We start from the raw sequence: 23,198 nt of genomic DNA, 5'->3' as shown, positions 1-23,198 counted from the left end.
ATCATCTATGTTCATTATAATTTCAGCGATTTCGGCTTGATATAAAGCAATACAAATACTAATAACGCATTTTAAATATTAAAATTGATAACAGGTTGGCACTAAAAAAACAGGGGGCTTAATACAGTTACCTGCATCAAGCCCCCTGTTGATCAAGATTTATTTCACAGAATCATACCATTCATTCACTTCGTCTGTAATTTTGTCTCCGCCCATGGAGTTCCATTTCTCCACAAATTGATCAAACGTGTCCACTGTGGCTTCACCATAAATAATTTTTGTGAAGGCTTCCATTTGCATTTTTTGCAGCAACTCGTTTCGGGACGACATTGTGGAGGTCGTCGGCCCCATATAATATTGCTTTACGTTCGCCGAAGCTTGCTTCTTGCTTACCAGGTATGCATCGTAGACCGATCTTTGTATTGGGGTGGCACCATCTTTTGTCCCTGAATTGATCATTAAGGCACGGTCTTCGTCCGTAAGTTCTTCTCGGTTGGCGATCTTGTCATACAGTTCTTGATTTTGTTTTGGACTTATACCCGAAGATATAAAGACATAGACACTTGTATCAATCTTTCCGCCTGGAATTTCTTTCTCTTCCGTTACAATTTTTCCGTCTTTGACGATATAATCATACCCTTCCTGGTATCCTCGGAAGTAAAACGGGTCCCCCGATTTAGAACCGTCATACATCGAGTTTATATAATGGAAAAAGGCTTGCAGCGCTTCATCTGAAATATCTTTATTAATTAACGTTGCACCGACGATATTCAAATTGGTGCGCATATTCTGACCGTTAATCCCAACAGGAAGCGGATACGGTACATATAGTGCGTTGGGATTGCTAGCTTGCAGAAGGGAACCCGGATATCCCATGAAAAATGCGGGAGCAGCAACAATGCCAACCTTATCTGATGTGACCGCTTGCACAATCGTGTTGGTATCATGCAAGGCGATATCACTGGCAATATACCCTTTACTCTTCCACTCGTTCAGCTTTGCCAACCCTTGCTTGATACCAGGCTGAACGGACCCGTATTGGAGTTTACCGTCTTCTCCCGGATACCATCTTTCTGGTACGGATCCGAATAGCCCGAAGATCCAGGAGGCATCTCCAATGGCTGCTCCGCTCAACCTTTCCTTCATGGCAAAATCTAGGGCAAACGTGTCCTTGATTCCATTACCATTTGGGTCTTGGTTGACGAACGCATCCATAACTGTTTCCAGTTCTTCGATCGTAGTAGGGGCTCTCAAATTCAGCTTGTCCAGCCAATCTTGGCGAATCCATAACACCGATTGTGCTTGACCAAAATCTTCATCGGCTGAAGGAATTGCCATTTTCTTGCCGTCACGGATGAACGGTAGCCACGCATCTTCTTTTGCAGCAACCGCCTCTTTATAGACGGGTGATGCGTATTTCTCAAACACATCTTCTACGTCCATAAACTTGCCTGACTCAATTAAAAGATTAATAGAGTTGGGATCTCCCAAATTGACGATATCCGGCATTTCTTCTCCCGAGGAGAGCATGAGCTTCAACTTCGTGGTAAACGAGCCGTCCGTAGCACCGCCCGTCCACAAGGTTTTAATCTTTACCCCAAGCGAATTATCAACCCAGCGAGTAAACACATTGTCTGAAATCGATTCTCCGTCTCTAAACTTAACGGCCGGATTATCTAACCTAATCGTCGTAAACGTCGCGGTCGGTTCAATTTTCCCGTTCACAATATTCAGCACTTTGGTTTCTTTGTTGACCTTGTCATTCTCGCTGCTGCTCTGATTATTGGTATTGCTGCAACCGAGCACTCCCAATGTCAGCATTGCAGCGGCAAGTGCTACGGTCAGCACTCTGTTTTTCATGTTCATACAGAACCCCCTGATGATGTTATTGAATACGTCTTTAATTATAGAAAAATGCTTCCTGCTGTTAAATAACGTATTCCGAACATTCCATATCTCATTCTAAACAGATCTAATATAGTAATATAAACATAGATATCGCATTCTAAAGTTTTATTTAGTTTTCATACGATACGCATTGCCAGTCATAGCACGAATTCTTATAATGGGGTTACCTCTTTATAAAGGATTTGTTGTCATGTTAAAGCAATACCGGACCTTTCTCAGCGCGGTAATTATTATTTTATTATCAACAATAGTAGTCTTGATGATGTATTCGTATACCGTGGAGACCAGTTTAGATACAGTGAAAAAGGATATTCAAACGAACAACCTGAACCGACTTCGTATCTTGGTTAACTCTTTAGATTTCAATGTTGAACAGCTTAACATGTTGTCTGTTGCTCTAAATGCGGAATCTAAAATGGGATTACTGAAATCTGTGGACATGATGGATAATTACGAACAGGACCAGCTTATACTGGATCTCTCGGAAAAAATAAAGCTGCAGAGCTTTACACAAGGTTGGAATGTCCAAATTGACATTTATTCAACTCTGCTGAATAAATGGGTAGGTTCATCCCAAAACGAGACATCCCCTTCAGCTGACTTGGCAGAAGGGCAATGGGTATTGGAAGGGCAACAAAAGTTATTTTCCATGTACAGGAAATATGATCAGTATACGGTTCGGGTAACTTTTCCGAAAGCTAATCTGGAAAATATGCTGGACTCAGCCAAGATAGAAAATAATGATCCCTTCTTCTATTACTTTGATTCCGTCATCATTGCAAACCGTTCCTATCAGAATAGCCTGGTCCAGGAACTGGTTTCCAAAATATCTCCAATGATGATGGATAAAAGCGAAGGAACCGAGTTAATAACAATCGGCAATAAGGATTATATGGTCAGTTTTTTGAAAGCGCAGACATTAGGATGGTATATGGTGGATTATGTACCTCTGGACAAAGCACTTCAACCCATTGTAAGGACTCAATTCTTCTTTTACATCACCTGTGTTCTGTTATTTTTGTCTGGAGTAATAACCCTGATATTTTTCTATCGAAAAGTGCAAGTCCCGATTCTTACATTGTTGAAAGGTGTCCGTCATCTTCAAAAGGGCGACTTCTCGCACCGGATCAGCAGAACGTCCAATACTGAGTTTGCTATTCTGTATCACAATTTTAATAATATGGCACAGCAAATCGAGGATTTGATTGAAAATGTATACAAAGAAAAAATCATTTCAAGAGAAGCATTGGTTAAACAACTGCAGGCGCAGATTAACCCGCATTTTTTGTACAATTGCCTGTTCTTTATCAACAATATGAACCGAATGGGAAATGACGAAGCTGTGAATGCCATGACTCAGAATCTGGCTGAATATTTCCGATATACAACGCGGATCAACGATCCGCTAACCACACTTGAGAAAGAAATTGGTGTTGTCCGTAATTATCTTAACATCCAGAGTTTGCGTATCAACCGCCTGCATACGCAAATTAATATTCCGGAATCCATGATGTCCCTGCTTGTTCCTAAGCTGCTTATTCAACCGTTGGTCGAGAATAGCGTAATCCACGGAATTGAGAAAAAGCAAAGTGCCGGGCTCATACGCATATCAGGAACTGATGAAGGAGATCGGTTCTCTCTGGTAGTAGAAGACGACGGGAAAGGCATGGATCCGGAAGAGATTCGGAGCCTGCTGCATCGCATTGAACAACCATTGGATGATACGATGGGCTGTGCGTTATGGAACATACGGCAACGGATGCTTATTCAGCTTGGCTCCAAAGCGAGTTTAAATATCACTCAGAGTAAACACGGCGGAATTCGCATGGAGCTGGTCTGGGATAAAAGCAGTGAACTGGAAGAATAAAGTTCTCATTTCATCTAGAACTTTAAAGAAATTATTGTTTTGAACAAGCTTAGGACAGCTATATAATTGATACTTAACAAAATGAAACAAAGTTATCAACTTATTTTAACTATAAACGAAGTTCCCGGAAGCCGGTTAGACTTTTTTTGGCTTCACTAATCTTTTTCAAAGTACCTATTGAGAAATAACAGAGGAAAGGCAGGAGACGATCTGGTTGTTTGACGATCCAGATCGTCTCCTGCCTTTCTATCTTCCAATCTCATGCTGTAAAACATTGCTCACTGGGGAATCTCTTTAACACTGTCCAACAGCTTGATAGAGTTTCGGTCCTTAAGATTCCTCCCTGTTTAAAAGTTCCAGACCCGCATCGTAAACGGTCCCATTCACACCACTCCACATCCAGTCCCGAAGACTGACACCATGTATGTCAGAAAGAGGAAAATTGAAGTCTAGAATCCTCGTATGCTGAGTACCTGGAACTTCCGGCGCCATCCCCGCTGCGGGACTGTCGGTCAGGAAGAGGCCAATACCTGGGAGCTCTGCCTTCAGAACATCGATCATCCCCTTGAGATCCTTCTCAAATTGCAAACACTGCTCCCGAGTCAGCTCTAGTGTACCGTAATCAATAAAGTGTTGATACTGGGACAGCATTGCATCCCGAATGGAGCAAGTATAAAGATACTTTATATTATTGCCCTTCTCGGCGTAGAGGTTGCGCATCCAGTCAAGACAGATATCGAAGCTATGCAAGGATTTCCATATCCGTTCCTCCGCCTGCCAAATATTCCGAGCGACTGACTGCCATTGATCGTAGAGAAGTAACGAACTGTCCGGACAGCAAGTCACATCATGGCAATCTGGAAAATAACTCATGACATCCGAAGCCAATGCCGAAGCACCGAAGGCACCTGCACTCGCGCCAGTAATCAACAGCTTCGCCGGAGGGGATAGGTGCTTGACTGCCTGATCCATTAATCCCCGGTAGTTGCGGTAACCATGATGGTGAAGTACAGCGGGAGATCCGTCAGGTGATGCATAATGGTAATCTCCATTCCCTACATGAAAATCACCCGTAGAGTAGCTCACAAAGATTCGGCTCCAATTTCGAAATGGATTATCCGGTTCATCATTAAATATACCGATGCCCAAGATCAGATCGTTGATAAGCATGGTATCTTCAGAAGAGTAAAACGTTTCCCCTGTTACACCTAAGCGGTTAGGCCTAGCCGCAGTATATTCATTAATGGATACCCCTCCGCCAGAAAAGCAGACAATGAGGTTCGGTTCAGTACCTTTACGCAGGTAGCCCCAGTAAGGTGAGCCTCCTGCGCAAACTGCACCAGGAACCGGAATTCTATACCATTGTCCTTCCTCTGGTTCTCCCTCTAAATCCTCGACTTGACGTTCTTTGGCCAACTTAATCCATTCTTCTAGACTTTTTGTCATGATACCCACACTCCTGAGAATTGTTAAAGGAACACACATACCGGCAGACCTGTCATGCCTCTTGATACTTGAGGACGACCTTGATCAGATCAACCAGGTTCTTTTGCACCCGTGCCCGTGGCAAATCCCCGGACCTCAGCGCTGCTTCAATTGGCGTAACCAGTGTATCATCGGGATTCCCAGGTGCCAGCCAGCTTACCCCGGCGGCGAGTGGAGCTGACATTCCTTCATCACCATAGCCGTTCCAGTCTGTCATGACATAGCCCGTGAAGCCAAGCTCCTCCCGCAGGATGCCGCGGAGCAGCTCCTCATCATTTGAACAGTAAGCACCATTTGCCGCGTTGTATCCGGTCATCACCGTATCCGGCTTATTTACTTCAAAAGCGGTTTCAAATGCTGCCAGATATAACTCCCGTGCAGTGCGTTCGCTCATAATGCTGTGGTTGGTGTTGCGCATGGTCTCGGCGTTGTTAGCAAAAAAATGTTTCATGCAGCTGGAGACACCGGACTCTTCGAAGCCACGGCTTTCCTGGCCAGCCATACGACCAGCGAGGAACGGATCTTCACTGAAATACTCCGTATGCCGTCCGCAAAGTGGATTCCGCTGCAGATTGAGAGCCGGAGCCAGCAGACAGTGCAGATTCATGTCTTTGGCTTCACGGGCAATGGCTGTACCCTCGGCATAGGATAGCTCCTCGTTGAAGCTGGCGCATACCGTAGTGGAGACGGGGAAGCCAATGTTGACCTCAAACATGTTGAGACCATTGTTTCCGTCGGCAAAGAAATAGTCCGGAATCTCATATTTATCCAAGGCCTTTTCATTAAAAAAAGTTCCCGCATACCCGTTATCCTCGATGCCCCATCCAGTCTGTCCGCCTACACTCATCCGGGCTAACTCATAGTCGGTCATCTGGGCCACGAACTGTTCCACCAGCGCAGGATTCTTCGCCAGATCCGGAAAGCGGATTAGACGGTCTGTGGTATGCTCAAGGGGGACATCATCGTTGCCAATAGCGGTACGGCTGTTTTTGAAAGGAAGCTTTCCCTCGCACTCCTCCGCAGTATAAGCTTTGGTCATTTCACCTTGAGGATACGTCCCGGCAAGGTCCTTGGCGGACAGCTCCTTGACCAGGAATGGAGGTGTCACCCTATTCTTTACCTGAGCTACAACGATCTTGTCGGCAACGTTCACGGACCAGACCTTTTTCGCCCTATTGGGCGCACCTCCAAGAAGAAAGCTAATTTTTCCCGGTTCGATGATCCATGCTGCCTCAGCTTCGCTGTAGGATTTCAGACGCTTATCGCTGACCTCCAGGGATAAAATCTGAACCTCGCCGGGGAGCAATTCCTTAGTCTTGGCGAAGGCCACCAGACGCTTGTCCGGTTGCTCCAGTTCTCCGCCGTCAAAGTGAGCATAGAGCAAAACGACTTCCTTGCCCGCTCTGGTTCCGGTATTTCTGACTTCAACGTCCATCTGCGTACTACATACATCCGTTTTGACGACTGACTTCAGCTCGGTATCAAAGGTCGTATAACTAAGACCATGACCAAACAGGTAGGCTGCAGGTTTTTGGAAGGTATCGAAGTAGCGGTACCCGACATACAGCCCTTCTTCATATACTGTGGTTGCGTATTGAAATGGGGCTTTTCCGGATTTATTGGCGATTTGATCCTTGGTCAGAAAGTTAGGAGCACTTGGATAATCGTCATAGTCGTAGGCCCAGGTGTTGGGCAGCTTGCCGGAGGGATTGACGGTGCCTTCAAGAATTTCGGCCAGGGCGCGACCGCCAGCCATGCCTGAAAGCCCAGTCAGCAGAACTGCATTCACACCATATTCCTCAATCCATGTAGTTTCAATAGGATGGGCCACATTCAGAATGGCAACCGTTTTTTCAAAGGCAGTGGTGACTCTCTGAATTAGCCCTCGCTCCTCATCGGTCAGGTAATATCCACCCTTGTCCTTTGGAGCGTCATGGGCTTCACTGCTGCCGCGGGTGATAAATACAACAGCGGTGCCGCTGCGGTCCTTGGCGCGTGCAACCACATCCTCCGGCGGAAAGACATTCTTCTCTTCGGTATAAAATTCATACAGCTCCTGGTTAAGCTCCAGAGATGAGTACTTCTCAATGCCCTCCTTGACCCGGATGCCATAACGGGGATTAATTTTACCAGCACCCAGACAGCCCAGACGGAAGACCACGGCGGCAGCGCCTAAGACGTTCACACAGCTTCCGGATGACAGGGGAAGCGTATTATCATTCTTCAGCAATACTGCGCCTTCACGGGCTGCCTGCAGCACGATGGCGTCGTGCTCCGGGTATTTGACCCCGGGCTCAATCCGGGGCAGAGTCTTCAGCTTGAAGGTGAATTCCGGAATCTCCATACCATCGGTGTCATAGGCGCCGGCATAGCGGACCTCATATTCCTTGTTGTATTCCAACAGGTATTTCCGGACAATGATACCGACCAGCTGCCCGAACATCGCCGTAGGCTTTTCGATCAGTGGGGCTTCCGTGGCCTTGCTATCGATATAGACCATCCCGGGCTGCTGAGGATCGATGTGCTTGGAAGATTTGATACAGAAACAGCCAGAATAGACTAAGGAGATCATAGACTCCCGGCGATCCATTTCGTCAAGATTGTACACAGGCTTTTGGAGAAAAGACATAGCTGCCTGGTTGTCGTCATGCAATCCAGCAAGTAACTCAAATGTTCCGTCGTTTGGCATAAAGTTCCCTCATTTCTTAGTCATGGAGCATCCGACTTTCGCCGGTTTATAATTTAAAAGTGCATCATAAGTGCTCTCCTGTGCGCTTTTCAATTTAATTATAGGTCCACTTAATTAGTCGATGATATAAAGGAATATAAACATACATATCGCATTTCAAGTTCGGCAGCATGAATGAGTCACTCATTTGCCCTGGCCAATACTCTAGAAGCAATTGAACTAACAATAAAGCAACACCGTAAAAATGCAGCACCTGTTGTATGTTAACAGAGTGCTGCATAACGAAATATCAAACTAATATTTTTTATTTAATAGATTTAACCCATAAGTTTTCACATTACCATTTACAGCGTCATCCATCCATTCAGCAATACTTTTATCATCTGTAAATTTTTTAAATACTTGAGACCCAACTGATATGGTATGTTGAGTTAAATGTGTATCTTTGTTGATCGATCCTTCGAAAATAAATACTCCAACACCTGGTATTTTTTCTTGAAGATCATTAACCATTTCTTTTAAATCACTTTGAAAAATATCTCCTCTTTCCCTAGATGTTGTATAAGTTCCATCAGTTATATAGCCTTGATATTTAGAAAGCAATGAGTCTCTTACAGAACAATCAAATAAAATTTTGACTCTATCATTATAATTTTCTTTTAAAGCAACTAAGCTATCTAGTGTTATATTGTCCGTTGTTAATCTATTAGATATTTTTTGTGGAGCATGCCATATATTCTCCGCAGTCTCATGCCATTTGTCATATAAAAGAAGTGAACTATCTACAGCAACTGTAATATTTTCAGTGTTTGGAAAATGACCAATGATATCATCAGCAAGAATTGCTGTGCCAAATCCACCAGCAGAAGAACCTGTGATTACTAAAGCTTCCGGATCATTATCGATGTACTTCAATGCCTCATCGAGCATTTTGGTATAGTTAATATAGCCATAATGATATTTTACATCTTCTGTACCGTCTTCTTTTACATATTCATAGGCTCCAGCTCCAGCATGAAAGTCTCCTGTTGAATAGGGTACTGTAATTACAGTCCAATCTTTAAATGGATTTTTACTTTGAGCTCCACTAATTCCCCTTTTGGCTAAGTTATCACCGCCTACGTTAGCTACATTATAAAAGCCATCTTTAATACCTTTTATATTTGGTCTTTCTTCTGTGTAATCATCTATACTAACTCCGCCACCATAGAACTTAATTAAGACTTTATTTTCTTTTCCGATTTTAATATTGCCGTGCCACTGTTCACCCAAAGCGGACAATGCTCCTTTTGGATAAATGTTATACCATTTTCCAACCTTCGGATTATCCATTATTTCTGGAAATTCAGCTGTTATATAATGTTTGAGGGCAATGAATCCACTAACGCCTATTGCAATAATTACCAGCAAAAGTGTACCTGCTATTTTCAGTCCTCTATGTTTTCTCTTTTTTGAATTCCTAACTGTCATAATTGCCTCCTTGACTTTCTGGTGAAAGTAAAAATCTACTTCTCCAGTTTAAAATAAATATAAAAGTACCTGCATATGGTGGTTTAAACTTACCCCTTCCTCTTTTCCTTGCAAGTAGACTCTATATGCTGCAATGGCTCTAGCGTAGCAGTATAAAATAAACTGAAGATCAACTGATAAGTTTATTTCAGCAATAAAAGCATTGATCCTTTTAACTGCGGAAGAAAGGCAAAACTACTTTGACATTAGCATTGGGGAATTTGAGCGTTTTTTCTTGTTTTCCATCAACGTGCTTACAAACACATGTGGGAAAGAGATTACCGGGAATCTGAATTAGTATAGTGGTTTACAGTGGTATTGAAATGAGGGGATTCAGTTTAATATTTAGGAAGGCATTGGTATGAATAAATAAACGAACTAACACCCCTAGTGTCGATACAAACACGACGCTAGTCTGTTCTAAGCATTTAACTGTATGAAACAAAGAATTCAGAAAATTTCGAACAAAGCGAGTTTGGTCTATTAAGTCAGCATTTCAGATCATATATTTTGAGAAGAAGCCCAAGGAGCCACTTCTTGTCTATCGTTGAGCAAAACCCTGAGGCCAAATCAAAGCCAACCAACATGCTTGTTTATCCTTGATATGTGCTCACGGCCTAGTTATCTCGTCCTTAAACAACCGCTGTATAATAGTTTTCCTGGAGTTCCTTGCCATTTCTCGCTTAGTACACTGGAGATCGCCAACATACCATCCATGATGGAGAACATATAAAGATACCGGACCGTGAGACCCAAACGTTTCTTATTTACTGCTGATCACCTTATGTTAGAGAACTGCCTTAATGAAGCATCAATCCGCTCAATGGCGCTTTCCGGCTGGCCGATCATTGTCATTAGATCCCGAAGCTTGATCATCTTAAAAAATGGGGTCATACTCAACCCTTTTCCCGTTTTCTGCGCCACAATCGCGCTTATAACCGCAATGACCTCTGCAAGTAACTGCTGCACCGCCTCCGGCTGCTTACGCAAATGAGCCATGGTGCAGTCTGCAGACAACATTGTATCCCAGTCTCCGTTGACCCTACTGGAATAAGCAGGGGAACTGAAGCCCTCCGATTGCAGCGTGCCGAACACTTCTGCCAGCCACTCGATGCTGTCCTGTACCCAATGGGAAACACGGCTGCAGTTTTTATTGGGATTGAGATAGCTTTCGCCGGTGCTAAATCCATGCATACCATAAGCATAGATGTGAGACTCAAACATGATGCCGTTAGCAAGCAGCGCCTTCTCAAAGTCCACCGTGTCTTGAACAGACACGATATTGTCATCTCGGGTAGCAAACAAGAAAACCGGACAAGTATCTTTGTCGACATCATTAATCGGCGAAGGCATACCTGGTTGGCACATATCGGCCGTTTCCTGCGACAAAGCTGCATAGCCAAGGATCGCCGCATTAGGTCTGTGTTTTCCTTTAGTAGTTGCACAAGCGGCCAGATGTCCACCGGCCGAAAACCCGAGAACCGCAATTTTGTCCGTCTGCACATGCCATTCATCCGCCCTGTTCAGGATTAGATCCATGGCCTGCTCGTAATCATTCAGTGGATTAGGCCAATCTTTGTGCTCCCCTGTTGAATAACGGAGAATGAAGGCCTGAAACCCAGCCTTCAGATAAGGAGCAGCGACAACCTCTGCTTCCCGGTCGGAGCAGAAGCTGTATCCGCCGCCTGGCAGAATCAGAATGGCGGGGCGCTTCTCCAGCTTGCCGAATTCACCGCCCACGTTTTGTATCCAAGCCGAAAACTTCACATTTCTTGTTTCATTTAAAATTATTTCATGTGTCTTCATATGTTCTCAGACTCCCTTTTCTATAATAATAGATGGTCGTGTCTTGACCCCCGCCAGTCTAAGTACTATATGGATAATACGTGCGGCACTGCCCTGGACTTCATCCCGCGTCAATGTGACAGCTTTGTTGGTACCGGCAAGGGCCGTCAGCACATCCGTGTGATCCGCTTCGCCGCCGGGCATCATCACATCGTTGCCAGCCTTAATGCTCTTTGCTGCCGTAGCATAAGGATACTTTTTTATCCCATGCTGAACACCGTTAACGACCCAGTCTGACATGACTATGCCGTCAAAGCCCCATTCCTCGCGCAAAATACCGGTGATAATGTCCTTACGCTCTGAGGTGTGCACCCCGTTAAGCAGATTGTAGGAGGTCATCAAGGCGTAGGGCTGCGATTCTTCAATACAGATTTTGAACCCGCGCAGATAAATGTCCCGTAGGGCTCGCTCGCTGACGACACTGTTGGAGCGGAAACGGTTGGTTTCCTGATTGTTAGCTACGTAATGCTTGATAGTTACGCCACACCCGGGATGACTCTGCACACCACGCGTAATGGCTGCGGCCACTCTGCCGCTGATGAGCGGATCTTCGGAGAAGTATTCATAATTCCGGCCGCACAGCGGGCTACGATGAATATTAAATGCAGGGGCAAGCCACAGATGCACACCGAATCGCTCCATCTCATCACCTACGATATCGCCGCAAGCCCGGCAGAAATCCAGATTCCAGCTTTGAGCCAGAGCCGTGCCGATTGGCAGCGCGGTACAATACTGGTCAAAAATCCTGCCGCTGCGCTCCACTCCTCCCGATTTCTGAAATCCAAGAGCCGCCATCACCGTATCATCCATAAAGTCAACAAGCGTCGGTGGAATGGATTCTCCCACGGCGTAAACACCCAACTCATCAATACCGTACTGGCGGCTGAGCCGCAGACCGGCTGGTCCGTCTGACATGACCAAAGAAGGAATGCCCTTTTCTTTTAGCCGCGTAGTGGTCTCACCGGCCGCGCCGGCCACCGTGAAGGCTGCGTTGCCGATAACGCTGCCGCTTTCATTGCCGGAGCGGTAATTCCCTATACAGAGCCAGGCCAATTCACTGTCTGACAGACCTTCGACCATATTCCTTACAGCAGAGTCGATTTCCGGTACCGCAGGATTCACCCCTGCAACAAAGTCATCGGCACTAAGAATCAATACCGGAGCATTGGCTCTTTTATCGGATTCCCCGGCATAAGTCCATTGCTGAGCTTCCGGCTTCCAGTCCTCGAAATCCGGCGTGCCGCCTGCGTGGGATAGTTGCCGCGTAATTACCTCCTGGTTCATGCGAACGATGCCGCAAATCTGGGTGTCCCGGCTGCTACTGCCCACACGCAGCAGATAATCTCCTGCTTCCAGCACATCAACCGTACGCTCTGTGTCGTAAGAAGTGAGTTCTTCCATTGCAAAGCTCAGCATTATTTGTTGTCCCTGTCCTGCGTCTAACTCTTCGGTCTTGGCAAATGCTACGAGCGTCTGGAATGGTTGATCCAGCTTCCCGGAGGGAACCGAGACGTACAACTGAACAACTTCCTTGCCAGAAGTAGAGCCCACGTTTTTCACAGTTACGTTTACGTTGACACGGCTACCATCCAGTGAGGCAACAGACTCAACAATACTGAATTTCGTATAGCTAAGCCCGAAACCGAAGGGGAACAGCGGAGTTTGGGATACACTGTCAAAATAGCGGTAACCGACATAGACTCCTTCTCGATAGCGGGTGTCGTCCTCAAGGCCGAAGTCTCCGATTGGAGAATAATCTTCCCAGGCGGCCCAAGTGGTCGTCAGCTTGCCGGAAGGACAGTTTTTGCCAAGAAGCACGTCAGCTAATGCATCGCCGGTGACCACACCAAGTTGGGATAAAATTAGGATATTCGGTACTTCTATTACCGGGGTAAGGTCAACCACACCGCCAACATTCAGGACCAGCATGAATTGTTTGTAGGTATTGGCAATTGCCCTAATGTCGCGGATTTCGGTTTCTGTCAGCAACACGTCACCGCCTACGACATTACGGTCAGATCCTTCTCCCGAATTACGAGAAAGCACGTAGATCGCAGTATCGCCCGCTCCTTCAATCGGCAGTTCATATTCCGGTTCAGGCATCACGGCGCCCATTCCCAGCATGATCGCTGGAACGCCGGTGGCTTGAGCTTTGAACTTGATGCCAGCGACAAACTCCTGATGTGCCAGCTCCTGCACACGATCGTAACGATCCATCCAGTCCTTGGTGGTGATGTTAAACCCAGCTTTCTCCAAACCTTGCTCCACTGTGACATAGAACCGAGAGTTTACGTCACCTGAGCCGGTACCGCCTTTGATCGTCTGGCGCGAGCCACTGCCGTAGAGAGCGATTTCGCCGTTTTTGCTAAGTGGGAAATCGCCATTTGCCTTCAACAGAACCATACATTCTGATGCATGACGCCGCAAGGTCTCAATATGCTCCAATTCATAGGGATATAACTCCAATATCATCGTTCTCCTTTATTTGGTGATCTGTTTAACTTTGTCACTATATACAGCTAATTTAGGCTGAAGCACACCACTCAATGATCAGGAATCATTTATGGCGGCTACACTCTTTATTATAGGTGAGCGCATTTTGACGAATATATAGAGGAATTCAATCATATGTATCGCATTCTTAATGTGACTTAAGTGATTGGCTCAACCCAGTAGCCTATTACGAATATGAGGAGAATACAGCTGGAAATGCTCAAATGCAAAAAAACAGCTGACGCCGGAATTGTCCGGTTACCAGCTGTTTTTACGTTAAATACATCCAGTTTATCTATAGAAGACTACGCTAAATTTACTGCCTCTTCCCTGCTCGCTTTGTACGATAATATCGCCATTGCACAGTTCTATTATACGTTTTACAAGAGGAAGTCCAAGCCCGTATCCTTTTTTAGCATGAGAAGAATCGCCCTGAAAGAACTTATCAAAAAGATGAGCTTGCGTATGTTCATCCATGCCAATCCCGTGATCCTGGATACTAAAATGAATCTCTTCATTAAAGATGGCAAGGGTGATTTCAATCAAACCATCTGTATGGGAAAATTTAATGGCATTATCCAAAAGATTGATCCAAATCTGCTGGATCACTTCTTCATTTCCACTGTAAACGACTTTGTCTAATTGCAAATTAATGGTTATATCCTTAGCTGACCACTTAGGTTCCATTAATATGATGGTTCTTCTGATCTGTTCATCTAATCTAAACGGATTTTTATCCATTAGAATTTCAAGATTCTCATATTTCGCCAAAGTAAGCACATTGGTGGAGAGCGTAGCTAAACGCTCAGATTCCTTGATGATAATATCAAGATATTCTTGCCTTTCTTCCTCAGATAAAGGATTCTCTTTTAGAATTTTGGCAAAACCACGAACCGAAACAATAGGCGTTTTAAATTCATGGGAAAAGTTATTGATGAAATCACTTCTTAGCGTCTCAATACTCGCAAGTTCTTTCGTCATTTTATTAAAGCTTTCTGACAATTCTTCTAATTCTCCAATTCCTTTCAAATTCACCTTTACGCTAAAGTCGCCATCTGCAACCCTATGGATGGAGTCAATGACCTTGCGTATAGGATTCAATGCTTTTTTGCTGAGAAATGCAGTAAGTGAAGTTCCTATCAATACGCATAGGCCGAAAAGGAAAAGAATTGAAAACAGACGTTCACCTAATCCTTGGCTCGGAGAAGGAGCAAGCGAAATAATATCCAGATTTTGCAGGAGAATGCTAAAGCCGATTAACAGTAGCAATGTAGCCACCAACACACCGAAAACAAACATGACCAACGTGATCGTAAGACTTATTCGTTTGCGAAAAAATTCTTTCATTTGGTTTGGAGCACCGCCTTATAACCGAGTCCTCTAACCGCGATAATCTCAAACTCTCTCCATTCTCGAAAACGGTTACGCAAGCGATTGATATGGACTGTTAGTGTGTGGTCATCTGTTTCCGATTCCATACCCCAAATTTCATCCATAAGCTGCAAACGGGTGAATATCATGTTTGGATATGAAAGTAATTTAAATAACAGGTAAAATTCTTTTGCTGGAAGGATGTTAACTTCTTCTTCGCGTGTTACTGCCAGCGTATCATAGTCGAGTACAACGTTCCCGATGGTTAGCTTGTGTTCACTGGCAATCCGCGCTCTGCGAAGGAGGGCTTTAATCCGGAGAACCAGTTCCTCTTCATCTACCGGTTTTGTCATATAGTCATCGGTGCCAGCAAGAAATCCCTGCCTTTTATCTTTCGGTTCCTGTTTGGCTGTAACCATCAAGATCGGGAGGTGTTCCGATAATACCCGAAGTTGCCGTGTCAATTCGTAACCGTCCATCTTCGGCATCATTAAATCAAGTACCACTAAATCTATATGTTGCCTCTCAATGATCTCAAGCGCTTTTATCCCGTCTTCGGCCCAGTATGTTTTGAATCCTCTCGTTTGTAAGACCACACACATTAACTTTCTGGTACTTTCGTCATCCTCTACCACTAATATATTTAACATATAAATATCTCCTTCAATTACTAATAAGTTATCTCATTTTATCGTTAAAAGGTAAATTGAACATAAACAATATCGTTTAAATCAATTGATTTTCAGTTTATTTTGTAAAGGTACATTAGAGCCATTGTAGCGTTTACTGACAAGAAAACAGGAGGAAGCAAATGAAAAAATCAAATGATTTAAATTCTACCAGAAAAAAGCACAAGACACTGAGAATAATGGGTATCGTTCTATTATCGTAGCGTTAATATGTAGCAGCATGTTTTTTTATGTACGTTCACATCCAGAAATTATTATAGGCTTCATTCAAGATGCATTATACAACGAGCAACCGATTAATTCCTATGAACCTTTTAATCCACCTTGAAGAAGAATAAAAATCATTAGCATACTCAATGTGTATTACACAAGTATGCTGAGGAATATCCTAATATAGATAGCTCAATTAAAAAGACCGACGATCGTTCCCTTTCATGGTGGGGGTTATTTTGCAGTAGGCAAGACAATGAAAACCCAATGGCAGTAAAAGATGATGCCAATATGCTATTCGATAGTTGTGGAAAATGGATGCGATCTGATTAAACTCAGTTATATTTAGTGCCTGAGTATAAGTTTCCGGTGCCTTATCATTCAAATGAATCAAGCCATTGTTATTATGGGTAGAAATTAAATAACCGTTCCCAGATTAACTGGGAAACGGCTAAATGTTGTTCATTCATTTTATTTAACTTGGATAGCAAAACTCTATTTAAAGTTCATTATGTTCTCGTCTAATACGAAATTTCAAATATTAAAGATTAATACCTTTCATACTATCCACATCGTATCTTCCCCCTTGAACGGCTGATTCAGGGCTAACAGCTTCAATTCGTGCCAAGTCATCTGATGTCAACGTGATATCCGCAGCACCGGCATTCTCCTCTAAATAATGGACACGTCTTGTACCCGGAATAGGCAGTGCACCTTTAGCGATTGACCAAGCCAATGCCAGCTGTGAAGGAGTACACCCTTTTTCCTTAGCAATTGTTATAATCTCATCTACAATGTCAACATTCTTCTGAAAATTATCTGGTTGAAACCTCGGTAAATATCTACGAACATCGTCGGCAGCGAGATCCTCAAATTTACGTAAGTCTCCTGAAATAAATCCACGACTTAAAGGGCTGTAAGCAACAAACGTAATACCTAGTTCATTGACAACTGGCAGAATTTCGTTCTCTACTTCTCTGCTCCATAAAGAGTATTCCGTCTGTAGAGCAGAAATAGGATGGACTGAATGAGCACGTCTTATCGTTTGTGCTGATGCTTCGGATAACCCGAGAGAACGAACTTTCCCTTCCTTAACTAACTCTGCCATAGCTCCAACTGTTTCTTCGATTGGAACATTCGGATCCACGCGATGTTGATAGTAGAGATCAATATAATCGAGATCAAGTCTTTGCAGACTATCCTCTACCGCTTTTCTTACATAGTCGGGATGCCCATTCACTCCTTGAAAATTAGGGCCAATTGCGAACTTAGTAGCAACAACCGCTTGATCTCGACGACCTTTTAGTGCTCTTCCGAGCAATTCCTCATTGTGCCCATTTCCATATACATCCGCAGTGTCTAACAATGTAACACCCAGATCCAATGCTCTTTCAATCGTTTTGATTGATTGATCATCATTACTCTGACCATATACTCCGGACATACCCATAAGACCTAAACCTATGGAAGAAACTGTAATATCACTATTGCCTAATTTTCTTGTTTTCAATGCACTCTCTCCTTTGTGTGTGGAATCGAGATAAGCATATCACCATCAAACAAACTTTACAACTTTTATATTTAGTGTTAACTAAGTAATGTTTATAAAATGTTTATTTTCAGTTATACTATTCAAATAAGGGGGTGACTAATTTGAAGGATGAGCAAAAAAAAATGCAGAAGTTTCTTCAAACCCAGGAAAAATTACTTTTCAGATTATTACCATTTATACGAAAGAGTGGATTTCATTCTTTGAGTATGGATGAGATAGCAAAGATCATGAATATTAGTAGAGTTACTTTATATAAGTATTTCTCAACAAAAGAAGAGATTATTCAGATCGTTACCAATACCATTATTGATTACTTTAAAGAGGTGGTCATTGGGGAACCACCAGAAGAAGAAAGTTTATATGCTGTGCGCTTTCAGCAGCTATTTGAACAATCTGTTTCGTTAACGATGTTTGTTACTGAGGAGTATAAACATGATCTTTTTAGTGTTTATCCAGAAATTTACGAACAATTGTTAGTCGTCACACAAGAAAGGGAAAAACAATTGCTCACCTTTTATCAAGAAGGTATGAGAAATAGTGTATTCAATGAATTAAATGGACAAGTACTAATTCTGCAGGATCAATTATTAAATACGATGTTAGATACTAAATATCTGTTAATGAATGGTTTGACTATCGAACAAGTACTTTATGATTTTTACAAATTAAAAAAGGTACAGTTATTTAAACCCGAAAAGCTCGATTTGGTGGATGATAATCTCATCGTTCCTCATATCGAATATTTAACCCAAAAAATTTCAAAAACTTTATTTGACACTAGACAATAGTCCCATTTTGTGAAACATTAGGATAATAAGTCTACGCTGTCTTTCATAAAGCATCACGCTTCCAAATACTCCTTTCTTCTGAAGAGGGAGTATTTCTTCTTATTAGACTTTTTTTCTTTAACGGGATTTTTGGTGAGCTAAATATAAAGGGAACTCTAAAAACGAAAGGATATTCAATCATGTATAGTATCAGCGAGATCGAAAGAATTACTGGCCTTCGGCCTTCTACTCTTCGCTATTATGAACAGGAAGGTATATTGCCTCATGTAAAGAGAGGTACTTCAGGTAGGAGAGAATATTCGGATGAGGTACTCGAATGGCTTGAGTTGGTCATTGCTCTGAAAGACACTGGAATGTCGATCGATGATATCAAGGCTTACACAGAGTTGATTCGGCAAGGTGATGTATCGCTGGATGCCAGAAAGTATTTCTTGTTGGAGCACAAGGCCAAGGTCGAACGGTCTGTAGCACAGACGCAATTCCATTTGGAAAAGATCATTCGCAAGATCGCGATCTACGATGTATTAATGTTTAAAAAGATGAAATAGAAGCTTTGTAAAAAAAGTATTGACTTCAAGTTAACTTTAACATTTAAAGTATGGTTATCAACTTGAAGGAGTGATTTTATTGTCTCAACAAGATAAGGTTTGGTTTATTACTGGATGCTCAACAGGGTTTGGACGTCAGATCGCTGAACAAGCGATTCGTGCTGGATATAAAGTGGTCGTAACTGCTCGTAATGTGGAGCAGATCACAGATATTACTGAAGGTCATGAAGAAAGTACGCTCACGCTCCCGTTGGATGTGACCATTCCAGATCAGATTCGTACGGCTATAGATCAAACGATTGAAAAGTTTAATCGTATTGATGTCTTGGTGAACAACGCGGGCATCGGATATTTCAGTTCAGTAGAAGAAAGTGTGGAAGCGGAGACTCGCCGCATGTTCGAAATCAACTTTTGGGGACTCATGCATGTAACAAATGCCGTACTTCCTTACATGCGCAATCAAAAAAGCGGACATATTATCAACTTTTCTTCTATCGGCGGTCTGACTTCATTCCCTACCCTTGGCTATTATCACGCTACAAAATACGCAGTCGAAGGGATTTCGGAGAGTCTTGCGCAAGAACTTGCTCCTTTTAATATTCATGTGTCTTTGATTGAGCCAAGTGGCTTCCGTACAGATTGGGGCGGTCGCTCTTCTACGAAGACCGAGACAACCATACCTGAATACAAAGAATCCATGGTCGGTCAAATGTTGCAAGGGATTCAACTTGGGGCAGGTCATGAAGCCGGCGATCCTGTTAAATTAGCTGAGGCACTCATTAAAATTGTTGAAACTCCCGCGCCCCCTCTCCGTTTGCTCCTTGGGCAACAAGCTTATCAAGCTGCCAAACACAAATTTACTACCCTGCTTGAAAGCATGGAAGAATGGAAAGAAACAACACTTGATGCGGATTACCAAGATTAAAAGTTCTATAATTTAATGAGCGTTTCATACTGTGAAAACGGAAATCCGAAAACGTTTATTGTCCTTCGTTTGGGAGAAGAACGTGTTTCGATAAAATAAAAAATCCCCTTAAAATGGGGCTTCTATGAATGCGAACCTCATAATACAAGAAAACCATCGGTAAAAACTGATGGTTTTTTTAGCATTTTTTTTGATTTGTATTGTTTCTGAAAAACCAATAATGTTTATCATGCGAAAGCCCCCACAGTTGTCTATTCTGATGAGATCGTAAACTGAGAGATAAAAACAACTCTAGTTGATTTTGAGTTTATTTTATACAGCTATACTCAGGTCATGCAAAACATAAGGAACGTTTCTGGTCAAGTGTATCGTGATTCTAGTAGCTGAATATGCGTCAAAACTAACAAGATTTACAGGAGGAATTAACATGAAAAATCCAATTGATAGCGTGTCAAATGAAATGAACAGAAAGATGATTAAACCTAAGAAAAGAAAAAGGAAAAATTTATTTAAGATTATGGGTATAACTCTACTTACTATAGTTGTACTATTTGGATCCTTGTTTCTGTATGTTAGTTATAATCCAGGAATTATAGTTGGCGGCATACAGAAATTATGGTATGGAAATTCTCCAATTAATTCCTTTGAACCATTGCAGGAACCTATTGAAACAACTAAAGAAAATGGAGTGTATTATGTAAGTGATTTGAAATATGCTGATGTATATCCCAATAGTTTTCTTGATATATCTTATCCAAATGAGGATAAGACCATAGATCGACCAACCCTTATTTATTTCCACGGCGGAGGATATTTTGCAGGTTCAAAATCAATGGGAGATCCATTGGCAGCGAACAATGATTCTAATTATCTATATGATAAGCTTGTATTAGAAGGATATAATTTGGTGAATGTAGATTATGCACTAGTTCCAGATCACAATTTTCCTGTGCCAGTCATTCAAATGAATCAGGCAATCAATTATCTAGTCGACCATGCTGAAGAATTTGGACTCAATATGCATAATGTTGTCATCATGGGAGGTTCTGCTGGGGCAATTATGACAGCACAGTATGGTGCCATCCTATCTAATTCTGACTACGCGAAAACTTTTAACTTCGCAGAATCGCCTAAATTAACTACAGATGATGTTAAAGCGCTTGTTGTTGATGATGCACCGCTTGATATTCCTTCTTTTGATAATTTTTCAATTAAAGTACTCATAGGAAATTATTTGGATGATTCTGTGTTCTTTAATAATAAAGAGATAGCCAATCAGTATAATGCAATTAACTATATTAACAGCGATTATCCAGCGACATTTCTTACGGCAGGGACTGATGATGGTTTTCCTAAGGATATGCAGCACATGTCTGATAAACTGACAGAAGCTGGCGTTGATAATCTGTACTTTTATCCAGACATTAATAAATACGGAAAAACAAAACATGGTTATATGTCAAACTTGAAGAACGATCCTGAGGCTGCTAAAGATAGCTATGAAGCAATGGTGGAATTTATAAACAAATACACCAATAATAAAAAATGAACGAGTTTGGAATATGAGTAACGATCTGATTCAGTGTAACAATCTGACGTAGTTGAAAAGTATTTATATATAACTTAAAGTCCAGCAGAATCATTGCTGGACTTTGTTATTTTTAAAATAGCATTCAGTTAAAACCTCAATCTCCTTTGTAATCAAACCAATCAAAATCAACAAAAGAAGAATTTTTGATATCATAGTATAATTTATCAATGCTGTTTACTGAATTTATAGTAGTTTGTCTGCACGCATACATGCCGATGTATGTTCCCGTAAATCCACCAGCACGATCCGTACTGAGCAACCGACCATCCACATATTCGACTAATACTTCCCATTCATGCATATCGGCTAAACGATAATAAAAACTGTATTGCTGTTGTTGCGCCTCTACTTTTAACTGGATGCTACTGGTGTTCCAAGGTATTGAACCGAGCAGCCTTTCCTCACCATCTTCGCGCTCCACAAGTTGAATCACAAGCTCTCCTTGTTTTAAAGTCAATTCTAATCGAAAATGATGATCCGCATTATGAAAAAGAGTAAGACCGGCTACTTCTCCTTCATGTTGCGGTTTGAATTCCATTTGTGTTGCTGCGTAAAAGCACAAATGTTGTTGACGGCGTCCCACAAATGCCGGGTTTCCTGAATCCGTCAGATGGTCGCATTTCAATCTTAATCGCAAATGTCCCGGTCGCTGAGTTAAGCTCCAAAACTCGCCGCGTGGAGTTCGCAGGAAATTCCACTCTGGAGACAGACGGTCCTCGTCGAAATCCTCTCTAACAGGCGTACTTGGCCACTTCATTTCAGGCAAGTCAGGCGATATTGTTTCCAGTTCCAGTCTGCCAACACCCGGACTGACAACAGGCCACTCCTCTTCCCATCGAACAGGAGTCAGGAATGTTTCCCGACCCAGGTTCCGATAATATCCACCAGCTGTTCTGGAAGCAAGGCAAAACAACCACCAGTCTCCTTGCTGGGTCTCAATTAATTCGGCATGGCCTACATTCACGATCGGATAATCTCTACCGAGATGCCGATGTGTGAGAATTGGGTTGGCACGGTGACCTTCAAAGGGACCTGTGATGTTGCGGCTTCGTGCAATCGTTACCGCATGTGTATGGCCGGTTCCTCCTTCTGCAATTAACAGGTAATACCAGTCATCTTTTCTATAGATGTGAGGTCCTTCCTGAGCATGGGCAACTTTGAGCGCCCCCTGCCATATGCTCAATTTTTCATTAACAAGCTTGCCCTGTTTCAAATCAATTTCCTGGAGCCAGATATCCATATGTTTGGGATAGTCCTGTCCTGCCGGTGGGATTCGATTCCCGGTGTAATAGGTTCGCCCGTCTTCGTCAAAGAAAAGGGACGGATCAATACCTGGCGCATCATCCAGCCACACCGGATCAGACCAATCACCTGACGGATCAGTAGTGGTTACATAGAAGTTATGTTCCTTCTTTTCGTTATCAACGAATGTAGTAATCATATAGAAAGTGCCCTTATGATACCGAATTGTTGGAGCCCAAATGCCCCGAGAAGGCATAATCCCATCCAAATTAAGCTGTGAAGCACGGTCAAGAACATGACCTAGCTGCTGCCAATGAACCAGATCTTTACTGTGGAATAACGGTACGCCGGGAAAATATTCGAAACTGGACGTAACGAGATAATAGTCTTCTCCTACACGAATGGCCGACGGATCTGGATGGAATCCCGGCAACACGGGGTTGCGAAATGTTTTCACGTGAAGTTCTCCTTCATTCAAATGTTATG

At 42.8% G+C, this 23,198-nt stretch carries 15 protein-coding genes; 5 read left to right on the top strand and 10 right to left on the bottom strand.

The window, feature by feature from the left end; translation table 11 throughout:
- Nucleotides 1-159: 159 nt before the first annotated feature.
- The gene (locus tag PPA03S_RS31110) at nucleotides 160-1,866 is read right to left on the bottom strand and encodes an extracellular solute-binding protein (protein ID WP_062329875.1); all 1,707 of its coding nucleotides are present in this window, start codon (nucleotides 1,864-1,866) and stop codon (nucleotides 160-162) included.
- Nucleotides 1,867-2,206: 340 nt separating this feature from the next.
- Between PPA03S_RS31110 and PPA03S_RS31105 the strand changes: the two genes are divergently transcribed.
- Nucleotides 2,207-3,775 (top strand): sensor histidine kinase, encoded by a 1,569-nt coding sequence (locus tag PPA03S_RS31105; RefSeq protein ID WP_217998983.1) that lies wholly within the window; start codon nucleotides 2,207-2,209, stop codon nucleotides 3,773-3,775.
- A gap of 330 nt (nucleotides 3,776-4,105) precedes the next feature.
- On the opposite strand, the gene PPA03S_RS31100 is transcribed toward PPA03S_RS31105, so the two are convergent.
- The 8 genes from PPA03S_RS31100 to PPA03S_RS31065 form a co-directional block, all read right to left on the bottom strand.
- Nucleotides 4,106-5,221, bottom strand: a complete 1,116-nt coding sequence (locus tag PPA03S_RS31100; protein WP_062329872.1) for a pectin acetylesterase-family hydrolase — start codon at nucleotides 5,219-5,221, stop codon at nucleotides 4,106-4,108.
- 52 nt (nucleotides 5,222-5,273) lie between these two features.
- Complete coding sequence (locus PPA03S_RS31095) at nucleotides 5,274-7,949, bottom strand: glycoside hydrolase family 3 protein (protein ID WP_062329869.1); 2,676 nt, start codon at nucleotides 7,947-7,949, stop codon at nucleotides 5,274-5,276.
- Between the two features lie 294 nt (nucleotides 7,950-8,243).
- On the bottom strand, nucleotides 8,244-9,419 hold the full coding sequence (locus PPA03S_RS31090; RefSeq protein WP_062329867.1) for a pectin acetylesterase-family hydrolase: 1,176 nt from the start codon (nucleotides 9,417-9,419) through the stop codon (nucleotides 8,244-8,246).
- Between the two features lie 816 nt (nucleotides 9,420-10,235).
- Nucleotides 10,236-11,264 (bottom strand): alpha/beta hydrolase, encoded by a 1,029-nt coding sequence (locus PPA03S_RS31085; RefSeq protein ID WP_062329865.1) that lies wholly within the window; start codon nucleotides 11,262-11,264, stop codon nucleotides 10,236-10,238.
- A 6-nt stretch (nucleotides 11,265-11,270) separates the two neighbouring features.
- Nucleotides 11,271-13,775 (bottom strand): glycoside hydrolase family 3 protein, encoded by a 2,505-nt coding sequence (locus PPA03S_RS31080; RefSeq protein WP_217998982.1) that lies wholly within the window; start codon nucleotides 13,773-13,775, stop codon nucleotides 11,271-11,273.
- A 312-nt stretch (nucleotides 13,776-14,087) separates the two neighbouring features.
- On the bottom strand, nucleotides 14,088-15,143 hold the full coding sequence (locus PPA03S_RS31075) for a HAMP domain-containing sensor histidine kinase (RefSeq protein ID WP_062329864.1): 1,056 nt from the start codon (nucleotides 15,141-15,143) through the stop codon (nucleotides 14,088-14,090).
- On the bottom strand, nucleotides 15,140-15,817 hold the full coding sequence (locus tag PPA03S_RS31070; RefSeq protein WP_062329862.1) for a response regulator transcription factor: 678 nt from the start codon (nucleotides 15,815-15,817) through the stop codon (nucleotides 15,140-15,142). Before PPA03S_RS31070 ends, PPA03S_RS31075 begins: the two co-directional genes overlap by 4 nt.
- Before the next feature lie 790 nt (nucleotides 15,818-16,607).
- Entirely contained in the window at nucleotides 16,608-17,576 is a 969-nt protein-coding gene (locus PPA03S_RS31065) for an aldo/keto reductase (RefSeq protein WP_062329860.1), read from the bottom strand.
- A gap of 143 nt (nucleotides 17,577-17,719) precedes the next feature.
- Here PPA03S_RS31065 and PPA03S_RS31060 point away from each other — a divergent pair, with 143 nt between their 5' ends.
- From PPA03S_RS31060 to PPA03S_RS31045, 4 genes are all read left to right on the top strand, one after another.
- Nucleotides 17,720-18,406 (top strand): TetR/AcrR family transcriptional regulator, encoded by a 687-nt coding sequence (locus PPA03S_RS31060; RefSeq protein ID WP_245683780.1) that lies wholly within the window; start codon nucleotides 17,720-17,722, stop codon nucleotides 18,404-18,406.
- A 179-nt stretch (nucleotides 18,407-18,585) separates the two neighbouring features.
- The gene (locus PPA03S_RS31055; RefSeq protein ID WP_062329858.1) at nucleotides 18,586-18,954 is read left to right on the top strand and encodes a MerR family transcriptional regulator; all 369 of its coding nucleotides are present in this window, start codon (nucleotides 18,586-18,588) and stop codon (nucleotides 18,952-18,954) included.
- Nucleotides 18,955-19,033: 79 nt separating this feature from the next.
- The gene (locus PPA03S_RS31050; protein ID WP_062329856.1) at nucleotides 19,034-19,879 is read left to right on the top strand and encodes an oxidoreductase; all 846 of its coding nucleotides are present in this window, start codon (nucleotides 19,034-19,036) and stop codon (nucleotides 19,877-19,879) included.
- A 427-nt stretch (nucleotides 19,880-20,306) separates the two neighbouring features.
- Complete coding sequence (locus tag PPA03S_RS31045) at nucleotides 20,307-21,428, top strand: alpha/beta hydrolase (RefSeq protein ID WP_062329855.1); 1,122 nt, start codon at nucleotides 20,307-20,309, stop codon at nucleotides 21,426-21,428.
- Between the two features lie 136 nt (nucleotides 21,429-21,564).
- Here the strand turns inward: PPA03S_RS31045 and PPA03S_RS31040 are convergent, their stop codons facing one another.
- Nucleotides 21,565-23,169: a glycoside hydrolase family 43 protein gene (locus tag PPA03S_RS31040; RefSeq protein WP_062329854.1), complete on the bottom strand. Its 1,605-nt coding sequence runs from the start codon at nucleotides 23,167-23,169 to the stop codon at nucleotides 21,565-21,567.
- Between the last annotated feature and the right edge of the window lie 29 nt (nucleotides 23,170-23,198).

Source organism: Paenibacillus pabuli NBRC 13638 (assembly GCF_001514495.1).
GTDB classification, from domain to species: Bacteria; Bacillota; Bacilli; order Paenibacillales; family Paenibacillaceae; genus Paenibacillus; species Paenibacillus pabuli.
The sequence above is the reverse complement of the archived record's forward strand: the minus strand, read 5'-3'. Positions and strand labels throughout refer to the sequence as shown.